This is a genomic window from Actinomadura sp. NPDC048032, from assembly GCF_040653175.1.
Taxonomy (GTDB): Bacteria; Actinomycetota; Actinomycetes; order Streptosporangiales; family Streptosporangiaceae; genus Spirillospora; species Spirillospora verrucosospora.
On record NZ_JBEZJP010000179.1, the window covers coordinates 1 to 14525 of the forward strand.

10 protein-coding genes and 1 pseudogene are annotated in these 14525 nt (G+C 71.6%); 4 read left to right on the top strand and 7 right to left on the bottom strand.

Features of this window, described 5'->3' with window-relative positions; all coding sequences use genetic code 11:
* Window positions 1–878, bottom strand: a pseudogene (locus tag AB0C69_RS22715) (hypothetical protein); the annotation flags it as partial.
* A gap of 53 nt (window positions 879–931) precedes the next feature.
* On the bottom strand, window positions 932–2203 hold the full coding sequence (locus AB0C69_RS22720; protein WP_360356596.1) for an acyltransferase: 1272 nt from the start codon (window positions 2201–2203) through the stop codon (window positions 932–934).
* A gap of 131 nt (window positions 2204–2334) precedes the next feature.
* On the opposite strand from AB0C69_RS22720, the gene AB0C69_RS22725 reads away from it, so the two are divergent.
* Both AB0C69_RS22725 and AB0C69_RS22730 read left to right on the top strand, forming a co-directional pair.
* A complete protein-coding gene (locus tag AB0C69_RS22725; RefSeq protein ID WP_360356598.1) occupies window positions 2335–2862 on the top strand; it encodes a VOC family protein in 528 nt (175 codons plus the stop codon).
* Between the two features lie 47 nt (window positions 2863–2909).
* Window positions 2910–3578, top strand: coding sequence for a nitroreductase family protein (locus AB0C69_RS22730; RefSeq protein ID WP_345179494.1), 669 nt, complete (start codon window positions 2910–2912; stop codon window positions 3576–3578).
* Window positions 3579–3830: 252 nt separating this feature from the next.
* On the opposite strand, the gene AB0C69_RS22735 is transcribed toward AB0C69_RS22730, so the two are convergent.
* From AB0C69_RS22735 to AB0C69_RS22755, 5 genes are all read right to left on the bottom strand, one after another.
* Entirely contained in the window at window positions 3831–6392 is a 2562-nt protein-coding gene (locus AB0C69_RS22735) for a glycosyl hydrolase family 18 protein (protein WP_360356601.1), read from the bottom strand.
* Window positions 6393–6402: 10 nt separating this feature from the next.
* On the bottom strand, window positions 6403–7023 hold the full coding sequence (locus AB0C69_RS22740; protein WP_360356605.1) for a DUF305 domain-containing protein: 621 nt from the start codon (window positions 7021–7023) through the stop codon (window positions 6403–6405).
* Window positions 7024–7036: 13 nt separating this feature from the next.
* Window positions 7037–7912, bottom strand: coding sequence for a lytic polysaccharide monooxygenase (locus tag AB0C69_RS22745; protein WP_345179490.1), 876 nt, complete (start codon window positions 7910–7912; stop codon window positions 7037–7039).
* 91 nt (window positions 7913–8003) lie between these two features.
* Window positions 8004–9767 carry a glycoside hydrolase family 18 protein gene (locus AB0C69_RS22750; RefSeq protein ID WP_360356608.1) on the bottom strand — a complete coding sequence of 588 codons (1764 nt, stop codon included), beginning with the start codon at window positions 9765–9767 and terminating at the stop codon, window positions 8004–8006.
* Window positions 9768–9777: 10 nt separating this feature from the next.
* Window positions 9778–11346, bottom strand: coding sequence for a cellulose binding domain-containing protein (locus tag AB0C69_RS22755; RefSeq protein WP_360356610.1), 1569 nt, complete (start codon window positions 11344–11346; stop codon window positions 9778–9780).
* A gap of 398 nt (window positions 11347–11744) precedes the next feature.
* On the opposite strand from AB0C69_RS22755, the gene AB0C69_RS22760 reads away from it, so the two are divergent.
* Window positions 11745–12176, top strand: a complete 432-nt coding sequence (locus AB0C69_RS22760; protein WP_360356612.1) for a Fur family transcriptional regulator — start codon at window positions 11745–11747, stop codon at window positions 12174–12176.
* Window positions 12177–12206: 30 nt separating this feature from the next.
* The gene (gene katG, locus AB0C69_RS22765) at window positions 12207–14423 is read left to right on the top strand and encodes a catalase/peroxidase HPI (RefSeq protein ID WP_353833065.1); all 2217 of its coding nucleotides are present in this window, start codon (window positions 12207–12209) and stop codon (window positions 14421–14423) included.
* Window positions 14424–14525: the final 102 nt, after the last annotated feature.

Sequence of the window (14525 nt, forward strand, 5' to 3'; positions counted from 1 at the left end):
AGCCGGTGCCCGATTCGAGGTCGTCGGTGAAGACGGTGTCGCCGGGCGGTTCCGTGGTGCCCCCGTCGCCGCCGAGCGTCCAGACGGCGTGGGCGCGGCATCGAGACGAACCGCGTGGGCTCCTGGAGGGTCACGTCGCCGTCCGACAGCGCGCACGCCAGGCGCAGCACGTCGGTGACCGTGTCGACGAGCAGGCCGGCGCCCAGCGCCAGGCGGACCCGGTTGATCACGGCGCGGTTCTCCCGGACGGGGATCCGCTCGGGATGGGGGCCGGAGGCGTGGTGCGCGGCCAGCTTCTCCAGGGTCTCCAGGTCCTCCTCGCCCAGCGGCGTGGTGCTCTCGGCGAGCCGCAGGTACAGCTCCGCGGCCTCCTCTGCGAGGGCCCGCCCGAGGTGCAGGACGGTGACCCGGTCGCCCGCGGCGGTGACCAGCTCGTCCTGCGCCGCCAGCATCTCCTCGTAGGTGTGCTGGTAGCGGCCGTAGCCCTTGAGGGTGAGCAGGTCGAGAACGCCGTCTCGCAGGGCGCCGCGCGCCGCCGGGGCGAGCGCGGCGTCCTGAAGCGTCTCGTGGAGGAGCCCGAGCCAGAAGTCCAGGGTGTCGGGCACGTTGCGGGGGAAGTCGCGGAAGTAGGAGTTGTGCCGGACGTGGTCGCCCGCCATCTCGCGGACGGTGGCGAGCGTGCGCACCGCGACGCTCCGGACGGTCTGCTCCGACAGCCCCGACAGCGCGCGCAGGACGTCCGCGGAGAGCTTGAAGCCGACCGACATCAGGGCGGCGTCGAACTGCCGCGCCACCGTCGCCCCTTCTCCGGACGGGCCGGACGGCGCGGGAATGCGATGCGTGTTCCGGACGACCAATGCCTCAAGCCAGATGTTCACCGCGCCATGGTGACAGAGCGCCATAAATCACTGCACGCTATTAAGTGAGCCGATCAGGAGGCGAGGGCGTGCTGTTCCCGCCGCGCGTCCGGAGTGCGCGAGCGGGCCAGGCGCCGTCCCAGCCTTTGCGCGGGCGCCTCGATCCAGCGCTGCGAGGCCCAGCTCGCCGCCACCAGGACGAGAAGGAACAGCGCGAGGCCGGCCGCGTCCTCGCGTCCGGAAGCGCCGAGGAATTGCGCGGCCACCATGAGCAGCAGCGGATGCAGCAGGTACACCGAGAAGCTGATGGTGCCGAGACCGGTCGCCCAGGCGGGGAAGCTCCGGTTCCGCAGCCGCCAGCCCGCCGCGAACGTCGCGGACGCCGCCAGGACCGCGCCGCACCACACGAGCTGGGCGTTGCGGCCGTAGGGGGCCGCGCTCCACGTCCCGGCGGCGAGCGCGCCCGTCAGGACCGCCGCGCCCGTCGCTCCGGCCGCGCGCCGGGAGATCTGGCCGTGCTCGGCGCGGTGCACGGCGGTGCCCGTGAACATGGCCGCCAGCATGAGCAGGCCCTCCCACGCGCCGAGGCGGCCGTTGACCGCGACCAGCGCGAGGGCGAGCAGCCCGCCGAGCAGCCCGCCCGCGACGCGCGGCGCGGGACGCCGGGACGACGCCGCCGGGATCGCCACCGCCAGGGCGGCCACCGTCACCGCGACCACCGGGACCGTCCCCGCGGTGCGCGACAGCAGGGCGGCGGGGGCGTACGCGCCGGTCAGCAGGCCGCAGGCGGTCAGCGCGACCGCCGCCAGCGCGACGACGGTGAGGACCACGGCGGCCGGCGCCGAGCGGCGGTGCCCGCCGACGACGAACAGGGCGACGACCAGCAGGTAGAAGGCCATCTCGTAGGAGAGCGTCCACAGCACGTTCATCGCGTTCGGGACGTTGAGGACGTCCTGCAGCATCGTCATGTGCGCGAGGACGGCGGTCGCGGGGGAGTACTGCTCGAGCCCCGCCCGGAGCCCGAGCACGCCCAGCAGGAAAGGCAGGACGGCGAGGAGGCACGTCACCGCCAGCAGCGGGTAGATGCGGAAGAACCGGCCGACCCAGAACCCGCGCACGCTGCCGCGCCGCTCCAGCGAGGCGGGCACGATGTACCCGCTGACCAGGAAGAACACCAGGACGCCGAACAGGCCGGGGTCGAACCAGTCGGCGAGGCGCACCCGCAGGTCGGGCAGATACACGTAGCTCGCGTGGTGCAGCGCCACCGCCAGGGCCGCGGCCCCCCGCAGCGCATCGAGCCACCCAAGCCTGGACGATACGGGGGAAACACCCAAAGCGGGAAGCATTCCGACAGACTAGTAGCTCTCGCATCATCTCCACCATCCAGCTCAGGCCTTCCCTTAATCGAATATCTGCCGTGAAATGGACGAGAAAGGTTTCTCGCTCGCCGCACTGAATGCGGCGGATCGGAGGGGAAATGCCGGGAATCACGCATCGCTCGACCAGGAAACCCGCGATCAAGTCGCGTTTCCTTTCGCACGGCACGCTGAAGATCACTGATGTGGCGGCGACGCGGCGCTTCTACGAGGAGGTGCTCGGCCTGGAGGTCGTCCAGCCGATGACGGCGGTCCTCTACGTCCGGCTCGGCGGCGACCACACCTACGTGTGCGTGGAGTCCAGGCCGGACCGCCCCGACATGCCGCTGCTCTACCACAACGGGATCGACGTGGGCAGCGACGAGGAGGTGGACGAGGCCTACCGCGCGATAGCGGAGACCGGCGAGGAGTACGGGGTCAGGGAGCTCAACAAGCCCGTCCGCCAGCACGGCGTCTACTCCTTCTACCTCAAGGACCTCGACGGCAACTGGTGGGAGATCGGGCACCTGCCGCCCGGCGGCTACCGGTTCCGGTTCACCGACGCGCGCAACGACCTCACCGGCCGCACGGACCTCACCCCGCGGGAGGCGAAGGACGTCTTCCTCAACCCGGTCGTCGACACCGGCTGACGGCGGCCCTCCCGGGTAACCCGGGGCCGCCGGGGGACGATGGTGGCATGACGACCGACCAGGGTAAGACCACGCTGCCGCTGAGCCCGGACGAGCTGCTCACCACGACGCGCACCGTGCGCAAGCGCCTCGACCTCGACCGCCCCGTCCCCATGGAGCTGGTCCGCGAGTGCCTGGAGATCGCCGTGCAGGCGCCGAGCGGCAGCAACCGGCAGGGCTGGCAGTGGATCGTCGTCACCGACCCCGGGACCCGCGCGGCGATCGGCGAGCACTACCGGCGGGCGTTCGCCGCCTACGCGCAGGCGGGCGGCGCCGGCGGCGCGCAGTACGAGGGGGACCCGGAGCGGGCCGAGGTGCAGCGCCGCGTCGGGGAGAGCGCCGCCCACCTGGCCGACCGCATGGGCGACGTGCCGGTCCTGCTGATCCCGTGCCTGCGCGTGCCCGGCGGACGGCTGCCGGAGGGCAACCAGGCGGGCCTGTGGGGCTCGCTACTGCCCGCCGTCTGGAACTACGCCCTCGCGGCGCGCGCCCGAGGACTCGGCACCGCCTGGACGTCCCTGCACCTGGTCTACGAGCGGGAGGTCGCCGAACTGCTCGGCCTTCCCGAGGACGTCCGCCAGGGCGCGCTCATCCCGACCGCCTACTACACCGGCGACACCTTCCGCCCGGCCCCGCGGGTCCCGCTGGAGGAGATCCTCCACCTCGACCGCTGGTGAGCTTATTGTCGCAGCGCCAATAAGCGTCTAGGATTCGGAGTGCGCCCCGGAGACACCGGCGGCCCCGCGTGATCCCCGTCTACGCGCCAGACGCACGCGGGACCGCCGGCTTCCGGACCGGAGAGGGAGGCCCCGGGGATGGCGTCCGGGCATGGAACAGGGCCGGCGCCGCGAGCGGGCAGCGACGCCGGCCCTGGGATCGGGGACGGGACGGGCTCAGGCCGTCATCTCAGGCCGTCATCTCGGGCCCGCTCATTTCAGGCCGTCGTCGAGGGCCTTGGTCAGGACGCCCGGGTCGCCGGACATCTCCCAGATCATGGCGCCGAGCAGGTTCTTGCTCCGCAGCCAGGCGGTCTTCTTCTGGATCGACCAGGCGTCGTCGAACGTCCACCACTGGCCGTTGTCGCCGGTGTAGCAGGACGTCGCCACCGCCTGCTCGTCGTGGACGACCCGGCAGTTGGGCACGCTGGCGATCAGGTTGCTGTAGCCGCGCGTCCCGGCCTCCTCCTGGAACTGCCCGGGCGCCGCGCCCTTGGCGGCCTGCCATTCGCCGCTCTTGCCGCCGTCGGTCACGTTCTGCCAGCCGCGGCCGTAGTAGGCGAGGCCGAGCGTGAGCTTGCGCGGGTTCACCCCGGCGTCCAGGTACGGCTTGACCGCGTTCTCGACGCTGAAGTGGAACGGGTACGGGTCGTCGGTGTCGGCGTAGAGGTTGCCCTGGTGGCCCGTCCGGTTGGGCTCCCAGGAGTTGTCGCTGCCCGCGCCGTGGAAGTCGTAGCCCTGGACGTTGAAGATGTCCATGGACTTGGCGACCTCCGCCAGCTCCCAGCCCGCGTCGATCTTCGCGGGGTCGGCGGGGGTGAACGCCGACAGCAGGTAGCGCTTGCCGGTCGACTTCGTCAGCTCGTCGAGCTGGCGGCGGAACTCGGCGATGAGCAGCGTGTTGTTGTGCTTGTCGTCCGGGCTGACGTGGTTGCCCGCGTGGCCCTCGGCGCCCGGCCACTCCCAGTCGAGGTCGATGCCGTCGAAGATCCCGGCGGCCGTGCCCGGACCGCCCGCGCCGTTGTAGTCGGGCAGGTTGCCCTTGATGTAGGTGTCGATGCAGGACGCGGCGAACTTCCTGCGGGACGCGTCGGTCCTGGCGACGTCGGAGAAGTACTTGGAGTACGTCCAGCCGCCGATCGAGATCAGCACCTTCAGCTTCGGGTACTTGGCCTTGAGCTTCTTCAGCTGGTTGTAGTTGCCGCGCAGCTTCTCCCAGCCCGTGTCGGCGACGCCGTCCACCGACTGGGCGGCGCTGAACGGGCGCCCGTAGTCGGCCTCGGCGTCGCCCGCTCCGTCGCCCTGGCTCGGGTCCTGCGGGTCGGCCGTGGTGCCCTTCGTGACGCCCTGGAGGCACGTCAGGTTGACCGGGTCGACGTTCGCGAACGCGTAGTTGATGTGGGTGAGGCGGGCCGCGTTGCCGGTGGTGTCCAGGTTCTTCACGAAGTACTGGCGGCCGTAGATGCCCCACTGGACGAAGTAGCCGACGCGCGCGTAGCCGCCGCTGACCACGTCGTCGGTCTTCACCTTCACCGCCGCGCTCGCCGCCGACACGTTGTCGTACAGGTCGCGCGCCCGGACGGCGAACGCGTACTCGGTGGACGGCGACAGCCCCGCGACCGTGGCGCTGGTGCCGGCCACGGTCGTGGCGACCTTCCCGTCCACCAGCACGTCGTAGTTCGCGACGCCGGTGTTGTCGGTCGAGGCCGTCCACGCGAGCTTCACGCTGGCGGAATCCTTGCCGGTGCTCTGCAGCCCGGTCGGGACGGACGGCGCCTGCGTGTCCGCCGCCGGGTCGTTGGTCCTGACGGTGACGGGCGCGCTGGCGGGGGACAGGTTCCCCTTCCGGTCGCGGGCCTTCACCGTGAACGTGTACTCGGTGTTCGGGGTGAGGCCGGTGACCGTGGCGTTCGTCTCGGGGACGGTGGTCGCGAGAGCCGACCCGTTGTAGACCTCGTACGCGGTGACCGGCAGGCTGCCCGCCTTCGCCGCGTCCCAGGCCAGCGACACGGTCCTGGTCGTCCTGACCGTGGACTTCAGGCCGCCGGGCGCGCCCGGCGGCACGTCGGCGGCGCCGTCGCAGTTGACGTCGTTGACGCGGCAGCTCGTCGGCTCGGCGCCGGACCTGCTGACGGTGAACGTCGGGCTGTAGGGCTCGGTCGTCCGCCCGGCCCCGATCGTGGAGTTGTAGTAGACGGGGGTGAGGGTGACCGTGGTGCCGCTCTGGCTGACCGTCCCGTTGTCGGCGCCGCTCGCGGTCACGCCCGCCGGCAGGTCGAACACGACCGACCAGTTGCTGATCGACGCGCTGGTGTGGTTCGCGACGACGAACTTGGCCTGGGTCCCGCTGACCGTGTACTCCGCGGTGATCCCGGCCGGCGCGGGCGGCGGTTCCCCCGTCCCGTCGCAGTTCGCGCCGTTCAGCGTGCAGCTCGTCGGCTGGGCGGCGGAGCTGAGCGTGAACGTCGGGCTGTAGGGCTCGGTGGTCCCGCCCGCCTTGACGGTGTTGATGTAGAACGCCGGGGTCAGCGTCACCTTCGTGCCGTTCTGCGACAGCGCGGCGTTCTGCGGGTTGCTCGCCGTCACCCCCGCGGGCAGCTCGAAGACGAGCTTCCAGCCGCTGACGTCGGCCGTCCCGGGGTTGCCGACCACGTACTTGCCCGTCGTGCCGGACAGGCTGAACGTCGCCGTCAGCCGGTCGGCCGCCTGCGCGGGCGCGGCGGCCAGCGCCGCCACGACCACGAAGGCGACAAGGATTCCGATTAATCTGCGCATGCGCGAACACCTACTTCTGGGGGTGGTTCTTCGGGGTCGGGGAACCGAGGAGCGCCAGCATCCGGTCGATCTCGGCAGAGCGTGAGCTGTCGACGCGCCGCGCGAGCCGCCTCGTCCAGGCGTCCTCGCCCCTGCCGGTTTCCAGCCGCGCCAGCTGGACGGCGTCGTCCTGGTGGGCGATCAGCAGGTCGAGGAAGGCGTGCTCGAACCGGTCCGGCGGCGTCCTCGCCAGCGCCTCCAGCTCGGCGTCGGTGGTCTCGGGCATTCCGCCGTGCAGGTCGTGCTCGTGGGAGTGCGGGTCCGCCGTCGGCGGCCGGTGCCAGGCCCTCAGGCGTCCCGCCATGTCCCTGATCTCGGCGAGCTGCGTCGTCTCGATCGCCGCTGCCAGAGTCGCGACCTCGGGGCGGACGGCACGCCCGCGGGCCGTCCGGGCCAGCTTCACGCCCTGGCCCTGATGCGGGACCATCATCTGCAGGAACATGACGTCGGTGGAGTTGAATCCGGTCCCGCCGCGCGCCTGCACGGGGACCGGCGACGGCGGACCGCCGCCGGCCCCGCACTGGACCGCGAGCAGGACGACGCACGCGGCGACAAGCGCCAGCGAGCCGGACGTCGTCAGGCCGCGCCTCATCGTCGCGGGCTCGTCAGACCGGCTGCCAGAGCGCGGCCGTGGTCGGGGGCTCCCAGCCGGCGATCGCCGTGTGCGCCTGGCGGCACGCGTAGGTCGCGCCGCCGTAGGTCACCCGGTCGCCCGCGGCGTAGGCCGTCCCCGCCTTCCACGTCCCGCCCGGCGTCCCGGTCGGCGTGGGAGTCGGCGTGGGCGTCGGCGTCTCGGTGGGCGTGGGGGTCGGAGTGGGAGTCGGGGTCGGGGTCGGGTTGTTCGTCCCGCCGAAGTCGACGTCGGAGCAGGTGTAGAACGCCTCCTGGCTTCCCAGCACCCGCTGCCAGATCGAGTACAGGATGTGGCGGCCCGTCCGCGGCGGGATGTTCAGCGTCCAGTTGGTGTACTCGGACGGGTTCTGGTGCGTGAAGCTCGCCAGCGGGACGAGGTCGCCCCAGCGCAGCGGTTGTGTCGGGTCCCAGCCTTCGCGGGTGAGGTAGAACTCGAAGTTGCTGTCCCCGTGCGGCGCGGACGCGCGGTAGGTGATCGTCTGCTGGCCCGCCCTCATCGGCTTGGCGGGCCAGTCCGCGCGCCGGAGGTCCAGGCCCCGGTACTTGGCCCGTCCGGCGCTGCACAGCTGCCCGTCCGGGATGATCTCCCGGTGCCGCCCGCCCGCGTCCAGCAGCGACACCTCGTTCCAGTCGTAGAAGGCCTGCGCGCCGCTGGCCGCGACGGCCGCCTTGCACGCCTCCGACTTGGGGCTCTCGGGGCCCTCCTGGTTGCACACGTACACGCGGCTGGGCGGATCGGACATCGTGCCGTGCGCGCTCGCGGCCGTCGCCGTGCCGAGCACGGCCAGCGCGGACGCGGCCGGCACCGCGGCCGCCGCCACGGCGGCCTTCCTGCGGGTCGATCGCATGGGTTTCCTTCCGGTGGGGGTGGGGTCCGGTGAAGGAGGCGGGGGGCGGGTCAGGGGAGGCCGGTCCGGAAGGCCGGTCGGGGAGGGCGGCTCAGGGCAGGCCGTTCAGGAAGGGCTCGTGGCTGTTCATGAACTCCCAGCCGTAGTAGCGGTCCCAGTTGATCGACCACGTCATCAGGCCGCGCAGGTCGGGGGACGTCCCGCCGCGGAGCGTGTAGGACCCGCAGTTCTGCCCCTTGACCAGGCAGTTCACGGCCTGCTGCACCTGGGCGGGCGGCGTGTGCCCGTTGCCGGCGCTGACCGCGGCGGGCAGGCCGACCGCGATCTGGTCGGGGCGCAGCCCGGGGAACGTGCGGCCGGTGTTCGCGACCGGGAACCCGGCCTTCACCATGTCGGTCATCGCGATGTGGAAGTCGGCGCCGCCCATGGTGTGGTACTGGCCGTCCAGGCCCGTCACCGGCCCGGAGTTGTAGTCCTGGACGTGCAGGACGGTCAGGTCGTCCCGCATCGCGTCGATCACCGGCAGGTACGCGCCCGTCCGGTTGTCGCCGCCGCCCGCGCCGCCGTAGAACTGGTGCCCGACCTGCACGAAGAACGTCTCGGGCGCCATCGTCAGGACGAACTTCGCCCCGTACTTCGCCTTCAGCGACTTCAGCGCCGAGATCAGGTTGACGATGACCGGGGTGGTCGGGTTGCGGAAGTCGGTGTCGCCCGCGTTCAGGTAGAGCGAGTGGCCCTCGAAGTCGACGTCGAGGCCGTCCAGCCCGTACCTGTCGATGATGGCCGACACCGACCGGACGAACGCGTCCCGCGCGGCCGCCGTCGTGAGCTGCACCTGCCCGTTCTGGCCGCCGATCGAGATCAGCACCTTCTTGCCCTGCGCCTGCTTCGCGCGGATCGCGGCGACGAACTCCTCGTCGCTCTCCACGTTCGCGCACTCGCTCGCCGGGCAGCGGGTGAACCGGATGTCGCCGGAGGTGGGCGACGTCGGCTCGCCGAACGCGAGGTCGATGATGTCCCACGCGTCCGGGACGTCCGCCATCCGCACGTAGCCGGAGCCGTTGGCGAAGCTCGCGTGCAGGTAGCCGACGAGCGCGTGCCTGGGCAGCCCGGTGTCGGTGCAGCCGCTGGTCCGCGCGCTGACGGGCCCTGATCTCACCGACTCGCCGACGTCGTTGTAGGCGGCGACCGTGAAGGTGTGCGAGCTGCACGCGGCCAGGCCCGAGACGGTGGCGGCCGTCCCGGTGACCGTGGCCTTGACCGCGGTGCCCTCGTAGACGCGGTAGCCGGTGACCGTCCCTGACGACGCCCCCCACTGGAGGGCGATCGAGCCGTCGGTGACCGCGCCCGTCCTCGGGGCGCCGGGCGCGCCCGGGACGCCCGGCTGCGGCGTGCCGCCGGGACCGTCGAGGGCGACGTCGTCGGCGTAGTACGCGCCGTTGCCGTACCAGCCGTGCAGGTAGATCTGCACGGACGTCTGGTCGGCGCCGGTCGTGAACGTCAGCGACAGCTTGGTGAAGTCGGCGGCGGACGGCGTCCACGCGGACGTCCCGCCCGTCACGCCGAGGTAGACGTAGCTGCCGCGCACCCAGGCCGACAGCGTGTACGCGGTGTTCGCCTTCACGCTCACGGTCTGCGTGCACTGGCCGGTGCTCCCGGCCGACACCCCGCCCGCGAGCGCGTGCCCGCCCGTCCGTGCCGGGCTCGTCACGACCGAGCCGCCGTCGCACGTCCAAGGGCTGAGCGAACCGCTCTCGAACCCGGCGTTGGCCAGGATGTTGTCCGCGTGGGCCGGGGCGGTGACCCCGGTCAGCAGCCCGGCGACCATGGCCGCCACAACCCAGATCCTCTTCATGGCGGCCTCCCTACGGCAGGGTGTCCAGGTGCGGGCCGACGGTCCCGGCGAAGCCGCCGCCGTTGGTGACGTCCCAGTTGACGGACCACGTCATCGCGCCGCGGATGTCGGGGTAGGCGCGCGACGGCTTGAACGTGCCGCAGCCGGTCCCCTTGGCGAGGCAGTCGAGCGCGTTGTTGACGACCGACGGGGCCACGACCCCGCCGCCCGCCGCGCCGGGCCCGGCCGGGAGCCCGAGCGACACCTGGTCGGGGCGCAGCCCGTTCTCCAGCTGGATGCAGGCCAGCGCGGTCATGAAGTCGACCGTCCCCTGCCCGTACACCTTCTGGTCGCAGCCGAGCATCGCGCCCGAGTTGTAGTACTGCATGTGGACGACGGTGAGGATGTCCTTGATCTTCAGTGCGAGCTGGAAGTACGACGCGCCGGTCGACTGCATGTCGAGCGTCTGCGGCGCCATCGTGATGATCAGGTCGGCGCCGGCCTTGGCGCGCAGCGCCCGCAGCGCCTGCTCCATGAAGGTCGGGTTGAGGCCGTTCTCCAGGTCGATGTCGACGCCGTCGAACCCGTACTGCGTCATCAGCCCGGACACCGAGTCGGCGAAGAGCTGCGCGGACGCGCCGTCCGCGACCCGGATGGCGCCCTTCTCGCCGCCGACCGACAGGATGACCTTCTTGCCCTTGGCATGCAGGCCGGCGATGTCGGCCTTGAACTGCGCGTCGGTGTAGCCGCCGAGGGCCGTGGAGAGCTCGGGGTCGACGCGGAACGAGACCTCGCCGGACCGGCCGGTCGCCTCGCCGAAGGCCACGGCGACCAGGTCGTACTGGTCCGGGACCTGCGAGAGCCTGATCTCCTGCGCCGGGTTGACGAAGTCGTGCCAGTAGCCGGTCAGGAAGTGCTTGGGCAGCGGTCCGGTCGCGCACCCGCCGGTCGTCCCGGTGACGGCCGCGCTGGCCGGCGACTCGCCCTTGTCGTCGTAGGCCCTGACCGTGTAGGTGTGTGTCGAGCACTTGGCGAGCCCGCCGACCGTGGCGGAGGTCCCGGTGACCGTCGCCTTCAGGTCCGGGCCCTCGTAGACGCGGTGCCCGGTGGGCGTCCCGCTTCCGGGCTGCCAGGCCAGCGTCAGCGAGGTGTCGGTCCGTCCGGTGACCGTGGGCGTGCCGGGGGCGCCGAGCCCGCCCGGGGGATCGGTCGGCCCGCCCGCGCAGGGCCGCCCGTTGAACGTGCAGTTCTGCGGGCTCCCGGGACCGTTCCCGAGGAAGCCGAACGTGACGGACCCTCCGGGCGGCAGGACGGCGTTGTACTCGCGGTTCTGGAACGTGTTCCGCTGGCCGTTCTTCGTCAGCAGCGCGTCCCAGTAGGAGCCGACGGACGTCCCGGACGGCAGGTCGAACTCGACCCGCCACCCGTTGATCGCGGTGTCGGTGCCGTTGGTGAGGGTGAAGCGTCCCTCCCAGCCCGAGCCCCAGTCGGAGGGCTTGGTGAAGGTCGCGGTGGCGGCGCCGGCGGCGTGCGCGCCGGGCGCGAGGGCGAGGACGAGGAGCAGGGCGGCGAGGACGCCGAGGGCAGAGCGGGGGCGCAAGGGCTCACTCCATCGCTTCAGGCAGGCTGGCGGATTCCCCCGAACCCCGAGATCGTTCACGTATTAGACAGGAAGGTTTCCTATCTATTTAGGGTCAAGGTAGCCAGCGGCCGGGGCGTCGGCAAGACCCTGGTGCGGGCGCCGTGCGGGCCCCGTGCCGGCGTCCGGGATCACCCCAGCTCGCGCACCGAACCAGCTCCCGCGATCTTGGAAATCGGCAATTCTCGCCGGAACCGGCGGCGATCGACGGCGAACTTCGCCAGGTGACCGGCCCGGCCGCCGGATCTAGGCTCGCGAGGACCCCCGTGCGCGGCCGGTCGCGGGTAAAGAAACGATCTTCCTGAACATGGTTCATTCAATATCTTGACTGATTCCAGAAAATGGGACAGTCTGGGGTCGTGGCCAGCTCCTTGGACTTCCACGCGATGCTGCGTGCGGCCGCCCTGAGCGTGACCCGCCCGCGGCTGGCGGTGCTGAGCGCCGTCGACGCGCACCCGCACGCCGACACCGAGTCGGTCATCGGCGCCGTGCGCGAGGAACTCCCGAAGGTCTCCCACCAGGCCGTCTACGACTCGCTGCGCGCGCTGACGGCGGCGGGCCTGCTGCGGCGCATCCAGCCGTCCGGTTCCGTGGCCCGCTACGAGTCGCGGATCGGGGACAACCACCACCACGTCGTCTGCCGTTCGTGCGGGGCCATCGCCGACGTCGACTGCGCCGTGGGCGCGGCGCCCTGCCTGACGGCCTCCGACGACCGCGGCTACCTGATCGACGAGGCCGAGGTCGTCTACTGGGGCCTCTGCCCCGACTGCTCAACCGCCCACAGTTCCTGATTCACCCACGGTCGCCCTGGAAGGAATCACATGTCCGAGAAGAACGAAGCCGCCGCCGGTGGCGGCTGCCCGGTCGCGCACGAGCGCGCTCCCCACCCGACCCAGGGGGGCGGCAACCGCGGCTGGTGGCCGGAACGGCTCAACCTGAAGCTGCTCGCCAAGAACCCGCCCATGGCCAACCCGCTGGGCGAGGACTTCAACTACGCCGAGGCGTTCGAGAGCCTCGACCTCGCCGCCGTGAAGCAGGACATCGCGCACGTCCTCACGGACTCCCAGGACTGGTGGCCCGCCGACTTCGGCAACTACGGGCCGCTGATCATCCGCATGGCGTGGCACAGCGCGGGCACCTACCGCGTCAGCGACGGCCGCGGCGGCGCCGGCGCGGGCCAGCAGCGCTTCGCGCCCCTCAACAGCTGGCCGGACAACGCGAGCCTCGACAAGGCCCGCCGCGTGCTGTGGCCGGTCAAGAAGAAGTACGGCCGCAAGATCTCGTGGGCCGACCTGATGATCCTGGCCGGCAACGTCGCCCTGGAGACGATGGGCCTGAAGACCTTCGGCTTCGCCGGCGGACGCCGCGACGCCTGGGAGGCCGAGGAGGACGTCTTCTGGGGCCCCGAGACCGCCTGGCTCGACGACGAGCGCTACAGCGGCGAGCGCGAGCTGGAGAAGCCCCTGGCCGCGGTCCAGATGGGCCTCATCTACGTCAACCCGGAGGGCCCGAACGGCAACCCGGACCCGGTCGCCGCGGCGCGCGACATCCGCGAGACGTTCGGCCGCATGGCGATGAACGACGAGGAGACCGTCGCGCTGATCGCCGGCGGCCACACCTTCGGCAAGACGCACGGCGCCGCGCCGGCCGACAGCATCGGCGCCGAGCCCGAGGCCGCCCCGCTGGAGGACATGGGCCTCGGCTGGAAGGGCACGCACGGCACCGGCAAGGGCCGCGACTCCTACACCAGCGGCCTCGAGGTCACCTGGACGCCCACCCCCACCAAGTGGGACAACACCTTCTTCGAGGTCCTCTTCGGGTACGAGTGGGAGCTGACCGAGAGCCCCGCCGGGGCGCAGCAGTGGCGGCCGAAGGACGGCGCGGGGGCCAACACCGTCCCCGACCCGGAGGACGGCACGCTGAACCGCCAGCCGATGATGCTGACGACCGACCTGTCGCTGCGCTTCGACCCGATCTACGAGCCGATCTCGCGGCGCTTCATGGAGAACCCGGACGAGTTCGCCGACGCGTTCGCCCGCGCCTGGTTCAAGCTGACCCACCGCGACATGGGCCCCGTCAGCCGCTACCTCGGCCCCGAGATCCCGTCCGAGAGGCTGATCTGGCAGGACCCGGTCCCGGCGGTGGACCACGAGCTCGTCGACGCCGAGGACGTCGCCGCGCTCAAGCGCCGCCTGCTGGACTCCGGGCTGTCGGTCGCCCAGCTCGTCACCACCGCGTGGGCGTCGGCCGCGTCGTTCCGCGGCACCGACAAGCGCGGCGGCGCCAACGGCGCCCGGATCCGGCTGGAGCCGCAGCGCAGCTGGGAGGTCAACAACCCCGACGAGCTGCGGAACGTGCTGCGGACCCTGGAGCAGGTCCAGGAGACGTTCAACGCCGAGCAGACCGGCAACAAGCGGATCTCCATCGCGGACCTGATCGTGCTCGGCGGGTGCGCCGGGGTCGAGGAGGCCGCCAGGGCCGCCGGGTACGACGTCGAGGTGCCCTTCACGCCGGGGCGCACCGACGCCTCCCAGGAGGAGACCGACGTCGAGTCCTTCGAGGTGATGGAGCCGACGCACGACGGGTTCCGCAACTTCCTCCAGAAGGGCAACGTCCTGCCGGGCGAGTTCCTCCTGGTCGACAGGGCGAACCTGCTCACGCTGACCGCGCCGGAGATGACGGTCCTCGTCGGCGGCCTGCGCGCCATCGGGGCGAACTACGACGGGTCGTCGCTCGGCGTCCTCACCGACAACCCCGGTGCGCTGACCAACGACTTCTTCGTGAACCTGCTCGACATGGGCACGGTGTGGAAGGGCACGGGCGAGGACCCGATGACCTCTGAGACCTTCGAGGGGCGCGACGCCTCGGGGGCGCTCAGGTGGACCGGCAGCCGGGCCGACCTCGTGTTCGGCGCGAACTCCGAGCTGCGCGCCGTCTCGGAGGTCTACGCGAGCGACGACGCGGGCGAGAAGTTCGTCCTCGACTTCGTCGCCGCGTGGGACAAGGTGATGAACCTCGACCGGTACGACCTCACCTGATCGGGAACGTCCTTCCACGGCCGCCACGTCGACTTCGCGGGCGTGGACGCCCATCCCCGGCCTGTTCAGCGGCCGATCCCCGTCGTGACGGGCGGCCACAGC